Origin of the sequence: Mesorhizobium sp. B1-1-1, from assembly GCF_006442955.1 — a bacterium.
Classification (GTDB): Bacteria; Pseudomonadota; Alphaproteobacteria; order Rhizobiales; family Rhizobiaceae; genus Mesorhizobium.
In genome coordinates this window covers 217,826-233,412 of sequence record NZ_VFWW01000007.1, presented here as the reverse complement: position 1 = coordinate 233,412, position 15,587 = coordinate 217,826, and the positions used below count along the sequence as shown (strand labels likewise).

Genomic DNA, 15,587 nt, shown 5'->3' with positions numbered 1-15,587 from the left:
CTCAATACGCGTCGGCGTTGTCGATATTGAAATTGTAGAGCGTGCGCGCCGAGCCGTAGCGCTTGAATTCAGACGGCTTGACACCGGTGACGCCGGCGCGGTCGAGCAGGCCCTGCAGCAATTCCAGGTGTTCGGGCCGCATTTCCTTGGCGATGCAGTCGGCACCCAGGCTGCCGACCTTGCCGCGCACGAACAGCCGTGCCTCGTAGATGGAATCGCCGAGCGCGTCGCCGGCATCGCCCAGCACCACCAGATTGCCGGACTGCGCCATGAAGGCCGACATATGGCCGATATTGCCGTGCACGACGATGTCGATGCCTTTCATCGAAATGCCGCACCGCGAGGACGCATTGCCCTCGATGACGAGCAGCCCGCCCTTGCCGGTGGCGCCGGCATATTGGCTGGCGTCGCCTTTGACTGTTATCGACCCCGACATCATGTTTTCGCCAACGCCGGGTCCCGCCGAACCATGCACGGTGATGGCACTGCCGGAATTCATGCCGCCACAGTAATAGCCGACGCTGCCGCGCACATCGATGCTGACCGGCTGGTCGACGCCAACGGCGACCGAATGGCTGCCCTTCGGGTTCAACACTTCCCAGGCGGTCTCGTTCGAGCCTGGCGTCAGATTGTGCAGTGCCTGGTTGAGCTCGCGCAGCGACATCTGGTCCAGGTCGAACACCCGGGAGGCATGGTCGCTCGCCGCCGCGGTTGAAAGTTTTGTTGCCGGCATGAACTCAATGCTCCCAGAAATAGACGGTTGCGGGTTCCGGTTCCCAGACTCTCGCATTGTCTATGCCGGGCAGTTTGGTCAGCGCGCGATATTCCGAGCCGAAGGCGACATACTGGTCCGTCTCGGCCATCACGGCGGGCTTGCAGGCGATCGGGTCGCGCACCACGCCGAAGCCGTTCTTGGTGCCGACGACGAAGGTGAAGAAACCGTCGAGATCTGAGAGGGTGCCCTCCAGCGCCTCGCCGAGGTTCTTGCCATGCGCCATCTGCGAGGAGAGATAGGCGGCCGCCACTTCGGTGTCGTTCTCGGTCTCGAATTTCATGCCTTCGCGGACCAGTTCGCGGCGAACGTTGTTGTGGTTGGACAGCGAGCCATTGTGCACCAGGCACTGGTCGGCGCCGGTCGAGAACGGATGCGCGCCCATCGTCGTCACCGCCGATTCCGTCGCCATGCGGGTGTGCCCGATGCCATGCGTTCCGGTCATCCCACGGATGTCGAAGCGGTCGACCACAGCCTCGGGCAAGCCGACTTCCTTGTATATTTCCACGGCTTCGCCGGCACCCATGATGCGGATGTCGGGCCTGAGCGACTGGATGGTCTCACGCGCGGCATCGACCTTTTCGGGCGTGGTCCTGATGACGGCATGCGTCGATTTTACCATGACGCTCACCGGCACGCCGAGCGCCTTGGTGAGTTCGGCGTCCAGTCCACGGAAATCACGCTCCGGCCTCGGCGACTGGATGGTGATCTTGGCCTCGTTGCGGGACGGCGCGCCATAGATCGCGATGCCGGCGCTGTCGGGTCCGCGATCGCTGAGCGATACCAGCATCTGCGACAACATCGCACCGAGCTGCGGCTCCAGCGCCTTGTCCTTGAGGAAAAGTCCAACGATTCCGCACATGCCAGCCTCCAGACCCTTTGTAGCTAAAAATGATGTATCGAATGAGTTCGGGGAATTCAATTGGTATGAAAAAAATATTCCTCTCGTTACGCGTTGTGTTTTGTCCCATCCGGCGGCCCATCGCCTTGTCGGCGCATGGAATGGGCCCATTTGGCGGTCCGGATACGAGCCATCTTGTAGGCGTCGAGGATCGACAGCGCATAGATCAGGAAGCCGCCGGCGTGGCGGCCGACAAAGCTGGCGTCGGGCGGGGCGATCTTCGCCGTCACCCAGGCCAGGATGACCATGAAGAAAAGAAACTGCAGGCCGCGCGTGGGAACGCCCAGCATGACGTGGCCGCTGCCCGGCAGCAGGGTTGCCGCGCCCAGGACGATATATGGGCTGGTAGGTCCGGGCGAGGGGGTTGCGCTGGTCATGCCGCTTTCCGTTCGTTCCTGTTGATCGCGTCGCGCAGTCCCGAAAGGGATACGAGCAGCCGCGAGATCAGCGCCGGGTCGATTTGCGCGTCACCGAAAGCGGCTTGCCGGAAGACACCGTAGCGGGCCCGCTCGGCTTCGGCCAGCAGCCAGACGATACGCACACCCTTTGGCGTGATCAGTAGCTCCTTGGCGCGTCCTTCTGAAAAGGGCTCCAGATGGTCGGCGATGATGTTTTGCGGGAAGCGCACGCCTCTGCGGTCCGTTCGAAGCACCGCCTCGGCGGGAAAGCCGGGCGCCTTCGGCAGCGTGTGGTCGAGATGGTCGAAATTGGAGAACGTCGTCGGCGAGCCCGGCCGCATCATCATGTCGAAGGTGCCGGGCACGGCTGTTTTCTCCGTTATCGATACGCTGAGCCAGCGCGCCGGCAGCTTTCTCGTCGCCAGCGTGTCGACGATGGTGCGCAACTGCACGCGCTGGCCGTTCCACGAGCCTTCCCACGTAACGACGCCGGCAGTACCGTCCGAGACATCTTCGGCGTCGGCAATGACGGCGCGGATGCTGGCCTGGTCGGCGGCGCGCGCCACGGCAGCCCTGTCGCGGCTGCGGCGTGCCAGCCAGGCAAAGTGCAGGACGAGAGCCAGGACAGCCGCCCCGGCAAGCAGTGCTGACGTCACCTCGGACATTTCGTCATGCCAGGCCCGCCCAATTTGGACGGGCCTACTCCCATCAATAGCCCTGCGGTTTCGGCCACGGCATGGTGAACTGGTCGCCGCGCCGCACGAATTTGTAGCGGTAGAAATGGAACCACAGCGAGATCAGGAAATAGAACGCGACCATGGCGATGAGCTGCGAGCCGAAGCCGAGGAAGATGGCGAAGAAGGTGACCACGCACAGGCAGAACAAGACGATCGCCGGCAGCGGGTGAAAGGGATGCGTGTAGCCGCGGCGGATCGAACCCAGAGGCCACTTCTTCCGGAACATCATGATGTTGATGCTCATGAACGTATATTGCAGCACGCCGGACAGGATCGAGAAGGTGATCGCCTGGTTGAGGTCGGCGATAAAGGCGAAGGCGAGCGCGATCGGCAGCAGGAACAGGATCGAGCGGTAGGGTGTGCGGTATCTCGGGTGCACCGCCGAGAACCAGCTCGGCAGGTAGCGATCGCGGCCGAGCGAGAACCAGGCGCGCGCCGCGTCGTTGATGCAGCCATTGGCGGACGCCAGTGCGGCAAGCAGCGTGGCGATGAACAGCAGGTTTTCCAGCAGCGGGTTGCCGGTCAGCTTGCCGGCGTCCCACAGCGGATAATAAGTGATGCCGAGATATTCCCAGGGCATCAGCGAGGCGCAGACATACCAGGTCATGGCGGCGGCGATCAGAAGCGTGATCATGCCGGCCATCGTGCCATAAGGCAGCGAGCGCGCGGGCGAGCGCACTTCCTCGGCCGCCTGCGTGGTGCCCTCGATGCCGAGATAGTACCAGATGCCGAACTGGAAAGCGGCGATGACGCCGATCCAGCCATAGGGCAGCGCGTTCTCTGGGGTGACCAACTCGTTGAGCTTGAGCACCGCGCCTTGCGTCCACGGGCTGACCGAGAAGAACAGGATGACGATGGAGATGTAGGCAATCGCGGTGATGACGAAGTTGACGTTGAGCGTCATCAGCACGCCGCGATAGTTGAGCCATGCCAGGACGACGATGGTGGCGGCGATGAAGGAGTTGTGGGTGAGGCCCTCGACGCCCGCCTTGGCGACGATCGTGTCGCCGAGCAGGATGGCGTCCGACACTTCGAGCATGGTGTAGGCAAAGACCAGGAACAGCGCGACGTTGAAGGCCATCAGCGGCCCGACGATGTGCTTGGCCTGCGCATATTGGCCGCCCGCGGCGGCGACCGTCGACGTCACTTCGGAATCGATCATGGCGACCGAGGTATAGAGCAGCCCGACGACCCAGCAGACGATCAGCGCGGCAAGCGCGCCGCCCTTGTCGGCGGAGAAATTCCAGCCGGTGAACTCGCCGACCAGGACGATGCCCACACCCAACGCCCAGACATGGGCCGGGCCAAGCACCCGAAGCAGCGAGACCCTGTCGCCATTTGTTGCCGAACCCGCAGTTTCAACCACGACCGTCATCGATCAATCCCCACTCAGATCCGGTGTTTTTCGGAAGCGGCTTCAAGTTCGCCTTCGCGCGAGGACGTCAGCACATCCTCGGAGTAGGTCGTATCGACCTTGAACCAATCGTAGAGCATCCACAGCGCAAGCACGATCGAGATGCCCCAGCATGCGTAAGAGAGCGCTATCCACATGGTCTTGTCCCCGGATTATTTCTCGTCGAACTTCTCGTTGATGACGTCGCGATATTCGCGGTCCGATGCCCGGAACAGGAACACGAAATAACCGATCAACACGGCTGCCATGACAACCAGCGTCGGCCAGTCGATGATGTAGTGGAAACGGTTCTGGATGATGTCGTGCGCGGTCTCGGGCGTATAGCCGAGCCTTTCCCAGATCGACGCCATGGTCGGGTTCTGGCCGAGCGCCTCCCAGGTCTTGGCGTCGAGCGCATCGATGGACTTGGCTGCTCCCGCCAATCCCAGTTTCAGCGGCAGCCACAGCGCCACGAAGATGGCGACCACGACGACGGCGATATCGAAGACCTGCCCGGCCTTGCTCTGTTGCGGCGGCGTGTAGCGGGACATGCTTCTCTCCCCCCCTCAGGATTTGCGGTTGCGGTCGTAATTCTTGATGTCGAGCCCGTAGATGAACTCCTTGTCTTCCTTGTAGTGGTTGACCATGGCCAGGATCGCCGCCGTGTTGAAGATCAGCACCGCGGCGGCGGCAATCGCGACGACGGCCTTGATGCCGTCATGCGGGATATGCGGCCATGTCATGAAGAGGACGAAGAGGATCGTCGCCCACAGGCAGATGATCAGGAGCGCGGATCCGCGCAAGTCGGAACGGTACAGCGCCTCGATGCGCTGCTGCAGGTCTGACATCGGTTTTCCCCTTTTTCGACGTCCGGTTCCGAATCCACCGCCCGCCGTTCTCTTTCAAGAGAGTGAAATTTTTTTCATAAATTCAGACCGAATTCGGAAATTGTCAAGACGAATTTACGCAGAGTTAACCGCCTTGTTCGGATGACGAATTTGCCTGACAATGAAATTATTTGCTTTCAGGGGATTGCAGGCCTCCCGCGTTTGCGATCAATATTCGCTCAAAGCTCCAGCCCACGCGCACAGGAGCAGGGAACATAATCAAAATATCAAACGGAGGATCGGATGACGGCATCCTGGAGATTTTCAACCCTGGCGGATCGCCATCGCGCGCTGGGTTCGAAACTCGAAGACTGGAGCGGCATGGGCACCGCCTGGACCTACGACAAGGATGCCGACGAGGAATACATCGCTATCCGCACCAAGGCCGGGCTGATGGATGTCTCGGGCCTGAAGAAGGTCCACATCACAGGCCCGCACGCCTCGCACCTCATCGATCTCGCCACCACGCGCGACGTCGAAAAAATCTATCCCGGCAAATCGGCCTATGCCTGCATGCTCAACGAGGCGGGAAAATTCACCGACGACTGCATCCTCTACCGCACCGGGCCGAATAGCTGGATGGTGGTGCATGGCTCGGGAACCGGACATGAGGAGTTGCAGCGGGCGGCGATGGGCAGGGACGTGTCGCTGCGCTTCGACGACAATCTGCACGACCTCTCGCTGCAGGGGCCGGCGGCGGTCGACTATCTTGCCAGGCACGTGCCGGGCATTCGCGACCTCAACTATTTCCATCACATGCAGACGCAGCTCTTCGGTTTTCCGGTGATGATCTCGCGCACCGGCTATACCGGCGAGCGCGGCTATGAAATCTTCTGCCGCGGCCAGGATGCCGGCACGATCTGGGACAGGATCCTCGACGAGGGCAAGAGCGCCGGCATCATCCCGTGCCGCTTCACTACGCTCGACATGCTGCGCGTCGAGAGCTATCTCCTGTTCTATCCCTACGACAATTCGCAGAAATATCCGTTCGAGAATGAAGGCCCCGGCGACACGCTGTGGGAACTCGGCCTCGACTTCACCGTCAGCCCGGGCAAGACCGGCTTTCGCGGCGCCGAGGAGCACTACCGTCTCAAGGGCAAGGAGCGCTTCAAGATCTATGGCGTGTTGCTCGACGGCAAGGAGCCGGCCGACGAGGGCGCTCCGGTCTATCGCGATGGCAGACAAGTCGGCGTCGTCACCTGCGCCATGTATTCGCCGCTGGTCGAGAAATCGATGGGCATCGCCCGCCTCGACGTCGACTGCGCCGTCAAGGACACAAGGCTCGAGATCCGCAACAGGAGCGGATCGATCAAGGCGACGGCGCAGCCATTGCCGTTCGACGACCCAAAGAAGACCAAGCGCACGGCGAAAGGCTGAGGCATAGTCGAAGCGAGGGTTCGAGGCGCGAAGCAGAGAATGGCAGCCAAGTCGATCATCAGCCGGCCCGTCTACGGAAGCTTGTCTCCGCAGCCCGGCAAGCATCATCTTTTCATCGCCGATGCCGAGGGTGCGCTCGCGATAGCGGACATGGCCAGAACGGCTCCGGACAGGTTCTTCGACGGTGCCGAAATCGTCTTCATTCCCGTGCCGGACGACAGGCATGTCGCCGCTCTCGAAGCGCTGAAACCAGCGCGCTTCCACCAGGCGCCGTCCTTCGCCAGCCTGCTGCCGCGGCTGAAACAGACGCTTGATAACGCGCATATGGGCCTGCGCCTCTATCTCGCCGGTACCGAAGGGCTGATCGGCCAGGCCATGCAGGTGGCGCTCGATGCCGGCATCGACCACACCGCGATCCAGACCGAACATCGCGGCTCGCTGGCGCGCCGCGTGCAGTGCGTACATTGCAAGGGCATCACCGAAAATGTAACGACGCAACCCGCCACCTGCTCGCATTGCGGCCTGCTACTTCTGGTACGCGACCACTATTCGCGGCGGCTGGCGGCGTTCCAGGGCGTCTGCATCAATGCCGAGGATCGCAGCGAAATTCCTCCGATCGAGGAGGTCTTCCGATGAGCACCGGCACCACCAAGCTCGACGTCGTCGTCAGCGATGTTGTTCCCGTCAACGAGCTGGTCACCCGCTTTCATTTCCGCCGCCGCGACGGCGAGCTGTTGCCGACCTTTTCAGGTGGCGCCCATGTCGTGGTCGAGATGCGCGACGGCGACCGCACAAGGCTCAATCCCTATTCGCTGATGGGCTCGCCGCTCGACACGCGCGAATACACGATCTCGATACGTCGCGACGATGTCGGCCGGGGCGGCTCGCTGTTTATGCACCGGAGCGTCAGGCCCGGGCTGGAGATGGTGATCTCCTATCCCGTCAATCTGTTCTCACTCGATCTCAGGGCGAAGAAACATTTGATGCTGGCCGGCGGCATCGGCATCACGCCCTTCATGGCCCAGACCGCGCAGTTGGCGGGCGAGGGCGGCAATTTCGAACTGCACTACACCTGCCGCACGGCTTCGCTCGGCACTTATGCCGATGTGCTGCAACAGCGTTACGGCCGCCGGGTCCGGCTCTATCACGACGACCGCGGGGAACGCGTCGATCTCGACCGGCTGCTGTCGTCGCAGCCGCTCGGTACGCATCTCTATGTCTGCGGTCCGGCCGGCATGATCGGCTGGGTGCGCGAGCGCGCCGCCGCGCTTGGCTGGCCACCGGAGACCGTGCATTTCGAGCATTTCGCGGCGCCGCAGCCGGGATTGCCCTTCGACGTGACGCTGGCAATCAGCGGCAAGACCATCCGCGTCGGCGAGCAGCAGAGCCTGCTCGAGGCGATCGAGGCGGCCGGCGTCGATCCGCCCTATCTTTGCCGCGGCGGCGTCTGCGGCCAGTGCGAGACCAACGTCATCGCGTCCGACGGCAAGTTCATCCACAACGACCATTGGCTGAGCGAGGAAGATCATCGCTCCGGCTGCAAGATCATGCCGTGCGTGTCGCGCTTCGAAGGCAAATCGCTGGTCTTGGAAAGATAGGAGGCGAGCTTGGGCATCACCTTTCGCAAGGAAACGTTTCGCGACGACTTCACCTTCAGGAACAGCCCTGAGCACATCAGGCGGTTCCCGTTTCCGTTCCATGAAGACAGCTACATGTATGCGGTCAACATCGAGCCGCATGTCGTCGGTCCGAAGGGCAGCGTGCTGGAAAACCTGATCGATGTCGACGAGCACTATGTCGCCGAGATGCAGGACCGTGCTCTGGTCCTGGCCGAGGATCCACTGCGCTGCCAGTCGCTGCCGCACATGACGCTCGCCGGCTGGGACCTGCTCGAACTTCTGATGGAGCAGCAGGCGCTGGGCTATCCCGAGCATTTCACGCTGACCCGCGACGGCGATCGCTGGCGCTGGATCAACCGGCCGCTCGGCATCGACAACACCTTCACCTTCGGCGACACCTCGACTTTGCCTTACGGGCCGATGGAATACATCACCCGCCAGAGCCAGGGCGATTTCTGCATCCTCGACCAGCGCGACGGCAATCTTTGGATGGATGCCGGAATGGTCACCACCCAGGCCGACTGGTCGCTCGACTTCGACATCGGCATGAACTTCTTCGAGTGGCACGCGCCGGTACCGCTGGCACATGAAAAGGGGATTTTCGTCAGGGCGCTGAAGTTCCTCATCAACATCCAGCAGGGCAAGCCGGCGCGTCGCCTGAACTGGACCATGACCGTCAATCCGCGCCTCGACACCAGCCCCGAGAATTATCACAAATGGGGCCCGGACCGGGCGACGGTGACGCCCGACAATGTCGGCGACAAGGTGCATCTGCGCGTCGAGTTGCAGAGCTTCTGGCGCCTGCCGCGCTCCAACGCCATCGTCTTCCCGATCCGCTGCTACCTGATCAAGATGGACGAGCTGGTGACGCAACCGAAATGGGCGCGCCGCCTGCACCGCGTCGTCCGCGACCTGCCCGAGGAGCTTGCCACCTACAAGGGGCTGACGCGCTACCGCCCGACACTGGTCGAGTGGCTGTCGAAATTGGATGATGGCAGTGCGACGAGCCCGGGATTCGGGCCGGATTGATTGCTGTATTGACGCTGCCCTCCAAGCAGCCAATCTCCCCCCAAGAGGGGGAGATGCTCGGCAGGGCAGAGGGGGGCGCCGTGGAGCGCAGGCCTTGCCCAATGTCCAACCTCTAACGCTCCGCGAAACTCACCCGCCGCCCAGCCCGGCCACAATCACGACATGCTGGCAGACACTGTCGATGTCGCGGATAACATCGTCGTTCCAGAAGCGCAGGACGGTCCAGCCCAGGGCTTCGAACTTGGCGGTTCTTGCAGCGTCCAATTCCAACGCTTCGGCTTGGCCATGCTGGGAACCATCAAGCTCGACGATCAGCTTTTTGTCCGGGCATGCAAAATCGACGATATGGCCGGCGATAGGCATCTGGCGCCGAAACCCCAGTCCCATCAACCTATGTGCCCTGATCTCATTCCAGAGCTTGAGTTCGGCGTCGGTCATCACCTTGCGCATCCTGCGCGCATCGCGGCGGTTGTTGGAGGATACGAGATTATGCGTCATCGCGGTCCGCCCCCCTCTGTCCTGCCGGACATCTCCCCCTCAAGGGGGGAGATCGGATGTCACTTCGGCTTTCGCCAATCGCCAATGCTGTAAAAAAGGAAATAGAGCCCCGTTAACCCGCGCTCTGCGGATAGCAAATAATCGACAGATAGCGCATGGGCAGTTTCGTCAGCTGCTCCGGTCCGTGCGGGGCGTCGGCGTCGAAGAACAGGCTGTCGCCGGGCTTCATCGGGTAGAGATTGCTGCCGTGTCGGTAAACGACCTCGCCCTCCAGCATATAGAGGAACTCCATGCCCTCGTGCTGGAAGGTCGGGAACACGTCCGAATCCTCGGTCAGCGTGATCAGATAGGGCTCGACGACGACGCCGCTGGTGTTTGAGCCGATATGGCCAAGCAGATTGTACTGGTGGCCGGCGCGCGTGCCGCGGCGCTCGACGTCCAACCCTTCGCCCGCCTTGACGAAAACGGCGCTGCGCTCCTCTTCGAAGCGGCGGAAGAAGGCGGTGACGGGAACACCCAGCGCCCGCGACAGCGCCTGCAAGGTGGTCAGCGACGGCGAGGTGATGCCGTTCTCGATCTTCGACAGCATGCCCAGCGAAATGTCGGTGGCGACCGCCAGATCGGCGACGGTGATGCCGAGCTTCTTGCGGAACGCGCGCACCTCGCGGCCGATCGCCACTTCCAGCACCTTTTCACGCGTGTCGCGGATGGCGTGCGGGTTCTGGGTCAGCGGCGCGCGGATGGTCTTCCCGTCCACCGAGACCTTTGGCAGCGGCTTTGCCTTTGCGCCGCCGGCTCCAGCACCGGCCTTTGGATTTGAAGCGTTTTTCGCCATGTCGCCCCCGGACTTCGCGGATTTATTTCACTCAAGGTGAACATATTCGGTGGCGATACATGAGCGCAGCCGCGTCGGCAAGCCGTCTTATGCCGCATGCGCCAATCCCGCGATTTCGGCCAATGCGGGTTCTTCGCCAGGAATCCGCCTTGCGCAAACGCCGTTCCCGCAGATGGCTGTTGACAGTGCCGGAGGGCCAATTACTGTCACTGCCAGTGAAATTTGTTTCGCTGGGGAAATCAAAAAAATGGAGGCCCGGACATGAACACTCGCGTTGCCGTCATCGGGGCCGGACCGTCCGGCCTGGCACAGCTCAGGGCCTTCAAGTCAGCGGCCGACAAAGGGGCAGACATTCCCGAGATCGTCTGCTTCGAAAAGCAGTCCGACTGGGGCGGCCTGTGGAATTATACATGGCGCACCGGCCTCGACGAGCATGGCGATCCGGTGCACGGCTCGATGTATCGCTATCTCTGGTCGAACGGGCCGAAGGAATGCCTGGAATTCGCCGACTACACGTTCGAGGAACATTTCGGCCGACCGATCGGCTCCTATCCCCCGCGCGCCGTGCTGTGGGACTACATCAAGGGCCGCGTCGAAAAGTCAGGCGTGCGCAAATGGGTGCGCTTCAACAGTCCTGTGCGCATGGTGACCTTCTCGGACGAGACGAAGAAATTCACCGTCACCGCGCATGACCGCACCAATGACGTCACCTATTCGGAAGAGTTCGACAATGTCGTCGTCGCCTCCGGGCATTTCTCGGTGCCAAACGTTCCCTATTTCGAGGGGTTCTCGACCTTCAACGGCCGCATCCTGCACAGCCACGATTTCCGCGACGCGATGGAATTCAAGGGCAAGGACATCCTGATCATCGGACGCTCCTATTCGGCCGAGGACATCGGCTCGCAATGCTACAAATACGGCGCGAAGTCGATCACCTCGAGCTACCGCTCCAAGCCGATGGGCTTCAAATGGCCTGAGAACTGGAAAGAGGTGCCGCTGCTCCAGAAGGTCGTCGGCAAGACCGCGCATTTCAAGGATGGTTCAACCAAGGATGTCGACGCCATCATCCTGTGCACCGGCTATCTCCATTCCTTCCCCTTCCTCACCGACGACCTGAAGCTCAAGACCGCCAACCGCATGTGGCCGCTGGATCTCTATGAAGGCGTCGTTTGGGAGAAGAACCCGAAGCTTTTCTACATTGGCATGCAGGACCAGTTCTACACTTTCAACATGTTCGACGCGCAGGCTTGGTTCGCGCGCGACGTCATCATGGGCCGCATCAAGCTGCCGTCCGCGCAGGCAATGGCCGAGCACGGCGCCAGATGGCGGGCGCGCGAGGAGACGCTGGAAGACGCCGAGCAGATGATCTGGTTCCAGGGCGACTACACCAAGGAACTGATGGACCAGACCGACTATCCCGGCTTCGACGTCGAGGCGGTCAACCAGACCTTCATGGAATGGGAGCATCACAAGGTGGAAGACATCATGAGCTTCCGCGACCATTCCTACCGCTCGTTGATGACCGGCACCATGGCGCCGCTGCACCATACGCCTTGGCTTCAGGCGCTGGACGATTCGATGGAGAGCTATCTGGAGGTGAAGGGCGTCGCGGCGGAGTAGCGGCTTTCAGGCCGGCAACACGACCCAGTCGTGGCGGCTTTCGCCATAGACGGCTTGCGTCGGCGCAGGGAAAGACGGATCGGCGAAACAGCCGACCGCGACAGCGACCGCCTCCGGTTTGCGCGACGGATACCAGAACACCGTCGAGCCGCAGTTTCCACAAAAGTGGAACGTGACGGGAAAGCCGCTGTCGGAATTGCGCCGGAATGTCTGGGATGAGCCGTCGATGTCGATCGCGTCGGCATCGAAAAAAGCCGCTATCCCGAACGGACTGCCGGTGCGCCGCTGGCAGTCCAGGCAATGGCAAAGCGATATTTTGGCCGGCTGTTGCGGACAGCGGATCTGCAATTGGCCACAGGTGCAGCGGGCAATCCTGCTGGTCATGTCTTCCTCCCTGGATAAGTTCGCCGGTTGAGCTTTAACCCAGCCTCGCCCGTGCCTTGGCCGTCCAGGCATTGAACAGCCGATCGGCGACGATGCCGATGAAGGCGATGGCGAGGCCCGCCACGATGCCGCGGCCGGAATCGGCCTTGGACAGCGCGATGAACACCTCCTGGCCGAGATCACGGGTGCCGACCATGGCGCAGATGATGATCATCGCCAAAGCCATCAGGATCGTCTGGTTGACGCCCAGCATGATCTCGGGCAGCGCGAGCGGCAATTGCACGCGAAAAAAGGTCTGGCGCTGCGTGCAGCCCGAAACCTTGGCCGCCTCGATCAGCGCCGGCGGCACCTGCCTGATGCCGTGATTGGTATAGCGGATCGCCGGCACCACGGCGAAGGCGATCGTTGCGATCATCGCGGTGACGTCACCGACGCGGAACAGCATCACCACCGGAATGATGAAGCAGAAGGAGGGCAGCACCTGCAGCGTATCGATGACGGGCGTGATCACCTTCTCGACGCGATCGCTGCGCGCGGCCATCAGGCCGATGGGAATGCCGATCAGGCAAGCGATGAAAGCAGAGATGCCGCAGAGATAGACCGTCGCCATGGTCTTTTCCCACAGCCCGGTGACGGCGCAGAAGGCGGTCAGCACTGCCACCAGAGCGGCCAGGCGCAGGCCGGAAAGCTGATAGCCGGCAAGGCCGAGCAGGAACACCGCGCCCAGCCACGGAAAGCCCTCGCAGAAGGCGCGCACCGGGTTCAGCACGTTAAGGATCAGCGCCACGCGGAACGCCTCGATGATATCGAAGAAGTTGATCGTCACCCAATTCACCGCCGCTTTCCACAATGGCGCGGTGGTGAAGGTGATCGCCTTCGGCACCGCCGCGAAGGCAGGCACGAAGAGGCCAAGCAGTGTGGTGGCGATCAGGATGGCGACGGCCAGCGTCAGATTGCGCCGCCAGAAGGCGGGCTGGACTTGCCGGTGGACGTGACCTTTTGCATGGTTGGCGGCGATGGCCTGGCTCAGCCGGTCGAGCGCGACGGCTAGCGCCACGATGGCCAGCCCCGCTTCCATGGCTTCGCCGACCTTCAGCGCACGCAGCGCCAGCAACACGTCATAGCCTAGCCCGCCGGCGCCGATCATCGAGGCGATGATCACCATGTTCAGCGCCAGCATGATCACCTGGTTGACGCCGACCATCAGCGTCGGCCGCGCCGACGGCAAAAGCACGCGCCACAGTTTCTGCCGCGCCGTGCAGCCGGCCATCTCGCTGAAATCGTCGATCTCGGACGGCACCCGCGACAGGCCGAGCATCGTTGCCCGCACCATTGGCGGCGCGGCGAAGATGGCGGTGGCGATCATCGCCGAAACCGGACTGTTGCCGAACAGAAGCAGCATCGGGATGAGGTACGCGAAGGTCGGGATGGTCTGCATCAGATCGAGGGCAGGGGAGACCACCAGCCGCTCCGCCCAGGGTTTCCGCCAGGCCCAGATGCCGACGAACAATCCCGTGGCGATGCAGAATGGCACGGCGATGGAAATCAGCGCCAGCGTCAGCATGGCGCTGGTCCATTGGCCGAACAGCGCGATGTAGAGCAAACAGCCGCCGACCAGCATGCCGAGCTTGCGGCCGCCAGCGGCATGCCCGGCGACAAACGCCGCCGCGCAGACGCCGATCCAGGACAGGCGCGGCAGCATATAGGCGTCGGCACCGTGGCCGATCTTGAAATTCTTTGCCAGAAGGTCGAGCGCGAAATCGAGCGGCACGCCGAGCACGGCAGTGATCGACCGCGTCAGCCATGACAGGTTTATCTTTATCCAGCGCATCAGGGCGCTGACCCAATCGGCGACCGGCACGATCGCCTCGGCCGGATAGTTGGCAGCCCAGGGGAGACTGTCCTGGAGCAGGAACACGACCAGCACCACGGCAAGCGCTGCGGCCCAGACCAGCAGCCGGGTCTGCGCCGGTCGCGGCCTCGTCCCACTGGCGCTTGCCGTTACTGTCATGCACCGGCTCCTGACCGCTCGATGCCGGCGAGCAGGTCGATCACCGCTTGCGGCGTGACTTCGCCGATCGGCTTGCCGCTGCCGTTGATCACCGCGAACGGTCTGCCGCCCGCCACGATGCTGGCCGAGAAGCTGGCAATCTTGGCCTCCGGCGCCACCGTGCCGCCATGCTCGGCGCCGTCGCAGGCGCGCATCAGGCTCTTCGCCGAGATCACCTTGGCGCGGTCGACGTCGCGGGTGAATTCGGCGACATAGTCTGTCGCGGGATTAACCACCAGTTCCTCCGGCGTGCCGATCTGGATGACTTCGCCATCCTTCATGATGGCGATGCGGTCGGCCAGCCTTGTCGCCTCGTCGAAATCATGGGTGATGAAGACGATGGTCTTGTGCAGCATGGTTTGCAATCGCATCAACTCGTCCTGCATCTCGCGGCGGATCAACGGGTCGAGCGCCGAGAACGGTTCGTCGAGGAACCAGATCTCCGGCTTGGTCGCCAGGCTGCGGGCGATGCCGACACGCTGCTGCTGGCCGCCTGAAAGTTCGCGCGGATAGAAATGCTCGCGGCCGCGCAGGCCGACAAGCTCGATGACTTCGCGGGCGCGTGCTTCGCGCGTCGCACGGTCCTGCCCCTGGATGCTGAGCGGAAAGGCGATGTTGTCCAGCACGTTGAGATGCGGCAGCAGCGCGAAATTCTGGAACACCATGCCCATGCGGTGGCGCCTGAGTTCGATGAGCGCTGCATCCGAGATCTTGAGCAGGTTCTTGCCCTCGAACTCGACCTTGCCGTGCGTCGGCTCGACCAGACGCGACATGCAGCGCACCAGGGTCGACTTGCCCGACCCCGAGAGCCCCATGATGGTGAAGACCTCGCCCTGGCGGATTTCAAGATCGACGCCGCGTACCGCCCCGACCAGTCCGGCAGCGGCGACATCGGCCATGCTGGCCTTGCCGTCGCGCTCGCGGATGAAACTCGCCGCGCTCGAACCGAACAGTTTCCAGACATTGCGGCAAGCCAGCTTTATCGGGCGGGCATCCTTTGGCGCGCCCGCAGCGTTCGGTCCGTGTTCGGTCTTGTCAGGCATTCAAGCGTCCTTCTGGAATATCGACGATTGAGGCCCGGCCGATC

18 protein-coding genes are annotated in these 15,587 nt (G+C 62.4%); 5 read left to right on the top strand and 13 right to left on the bottom strand.

Annotated features, from left to right (window positions below; translation table 11 throughout):
- Position 1: 1 nt before the first annotated feature.
- From FJ986_RS16475 to FJ986_RS16440, 8 genes are all read right to left on the bottom strand, one after another.
- Complete coding sequence (locus FJ986_RS16475; protein ID WP_140497863.1) at positions 2-733, bottom strand: GXGXG domain-containing protein; 732 nt, start codon at positions 731-733, stop codon at positions 2-4.
- Between the two features lie 4 nt (positions 734-737).
- On the bottom strand, positions 738-1,634 hold the full coding sequence (locus tag FJ986_RS16470) for a glutamine amidotransferase family protein (RefSeq protein ID WP_140497865.1): 897 nt from the start codon (positions 1,632-1,634) through the stop codon (positions 738-740).
- A gap of 86 nt (positions 1,635-1,720) precedes the next feature.
- Positions 1,721-2,050, bottom strand: a complete 330-nt coding sequence (locus tag FJ986_RS16465) for a hypothetical protein (RefSeq protein WP_140629160.1) — start codon at positions 2,048-2,050, stop codon at positions 1,721-1,723.
- Positions 2,047-2,736 (bottom strand): hypothetical protein, encoded by a 690-nt coding sequence (locus FJ986_RS16460; RefSeq protein ID WP_181165153.1) that lies wholly within the window; start codon positions 2,734-2,736, stop codon positions 2,047-2,049. Before FJ986_RS16460 ends, FJ986_RS16465 begins: the two co-directional genes overlap by 4 nt.
- A gap of 43 nt (positions 2,737-2,779) precedes the next feature.
- The gene (locus tag FJ986_RS16455; RefSeq protein ID WP_140497869.1) at positions 2,780-4,183 is read right to left on the bottom strand and encodes an amino acid permease; all 1,404 of its coding nucleotides are present in this window, start codon (positions 4,181-4,183) and stop codon (positions 2,780-2,782) included.
- Between the two features lie 14 nt (positions 4,184-4,197).
- Positions 4,198-4,359, bottom strand: a complete 162-nt coding sequence (locus FJ986_RS16450; protein ID WP_140551131.1) for a hypothetical protein — start codon at positions 4,357-4,359, stop codon at positions 4,198-4,200.
- A gap of 15 nt (positions 4,360-4,374) precedes the next feature.
- A complete protein-coding gene (locus tag FJ986_RS16445) occupies positions 4,375-4,752 on the bottom strand; it encodes a hypothetical protein (RefSeq protein WP_140497873.1) in 378 nt (125 codons plus the stop codon).
- 15 nt (positions 4,753-4,767) lie between these two features.
- Positions 4,768-5,049 carry a hypothetical protein gene (locus FJ986_RS16440; RefSeq protein WP_140497875.1) on the bottom strand — a complete coding sequence of 94 codons (282 nt, stop codon included), beginning with the start codon at positions 5,047-5,049 and terminating at the stop codon, positions 4,768-4,770.
- Between the two features lie 282 nt (positions 5,050-5,331).
- Here FJ986_RS16440 and FJ986_RS16435 point away from each other — a divergent pair, with 282 nt between their 5' ends.
- Genes FJ986_RS16435 through FJ986_RS16420 form a run of 4 tightly spaced genes read left to right on the top strand, consistent with a single transcriptional unit; the run spans position 5,332 to position 9,113 of the window.
- Complete coding sequence (locus tag FJ986_RS16435) at positions 5,332-6,465, top strand: aminomethyltransferase family protein (RefSeq protein ID WP_140675067.1); 1,134 nt, start codon at positions 5,332-5,334, stop codon at positions 6,463-6,465.
- A gap of 39 nt (positions 6,466-6,504) precedes the next feature.
- Entirely contained in the window at positions 6,505-7,101 is a 597-nt protein-coding gene (locus FJ986_RS16430; RefSeq protein ID WP_140675064.1) for a dimethylamine monooxygenase subunit DmmA family protein, read from the top strand.
- The gene (locus FJ986_RS16425) at positions 7,098-8,063 is read left to right on the top strand and encodes a PDR/VanB family oxidoreductase (protein WP_140675061.1); all 966 of its coding nucleotides are present in this window, start codon (positions 7,098-7,100) and stop codon (positions 8,061-8,063) included. Before FJ986_RS16430 ends, FJ986_RS16425 begins: the two co-directional genes overlap by 4 nt.
- A gap of 9 nt (positions 8,064-8,072) precedes the next feature.
- Positions 8,073-9,113: a DUF3445 domain-containing protein gene (locus FJ986_RS16420; RefSeq protein WP_140675058.1), complete on the top strand. Its 1,041-nt coding sequence runs from the start codon at positions 8,073-8,075 to the stop codon at positions 9,111-9,113.
- Positions 9,114-9,242: 129 nt separating this feature from the next.
- Here FJ986_RS16420 and FJ986_RS16415 read toward each other — a convergent pair whose 3' ends face one another.
- Positions 9,243-9,611, bottom strand: a complete 369-nt coding sequence (locus FJ986_RS16415; RefSeq protein ID WP_140675056.1) for a DUF559 domain-containing protein — start codon at positions 9,609-9,611, stop codon at positions 9,243-9,245.
- 112 nt (positions 9,612-9,723) lie between these two features.
- On the bottom strand, positions 9,724-10,446 hold the full coding sequence (locus FJ986_RS16410) for an XRE family transcriptional regulator (RefSeq protein ID WP_140497887.1): 723 nt from the start codon (positions 10,444-10,446) through the stop codon (positions 9,724-9,726).
- Positions 10,447-10,707: 261 nt separating this feature from the next.
- On the opposite strand from FJ986_RS16410, the gene FJ986_RS16405 reads away from it, so the two are divergent.
- Positions 10,708-12,066 carry an NAD(P)/FAD-dependent oxidoreductase gene (locus tag FJ986_RS16405; protein ID WP_140558273.1) on the top strand — a complete coding sequence of 453 codons (1,359 nt, stop codon included), beginning with the start codon at positions 10,708-10,710 and terminating at the stop codon, positions 12,064-12,066.
- Positions 12,067-12,072: 6 nt separating this feature from the next.
- Here the strand turns inward: FJ986_RS16405 and FJ986_RS16400 are convergent, their stop codons facing one another.
- The 3 genes from FJ986_RS16400 to FJ986_RS16390 are packed head-to-tail and all read right to left on the bottom strand — an operon-like array spanning position 12,073 to position 15,543.
- Positions 12,073-12,450 carry a GFA family protein gene (locus tag FJ986_RS16400; RefSeq protein ID WP_140514715.1) on the bottom strand — a complete coding sequence of 126 codons (378 nt, stop codon included), beginning with the start codon at positions 12,448-12,450 and terminating at the stop codon, positions 12,073-12,075.
- Positions 12,451-12,484: 34 nt separating this feature from the next.
- Positions 12,485-14,461 (bottom strand): ABC transporter permease subunit, encoded by a 1,977-nt coding sequence (locus FJ986_RS16395; RefSeq protein WP_140663111.1) that lies wholly within the window; start codon positions 14,459-14,461, stop codon positions 12,485-12,487.
- Complete coding sequence (locus FJ986_RS16390; protein WP_140497895.1) at positions 14,458-15,543, bottom strand: glycine betaine/L-proline ABC transporter ATP-binding protein; 1,086 nt, start codon at positions 15,541-15,543, stop codon at positions 14,458-14,460. Before FJ986_RS16390 ends, FJ986_RS16395 begins: the two co-directional genes overlap by 4 nt.
- Positions 15,544-15,587: the final 44 nt, after the last annotated feature.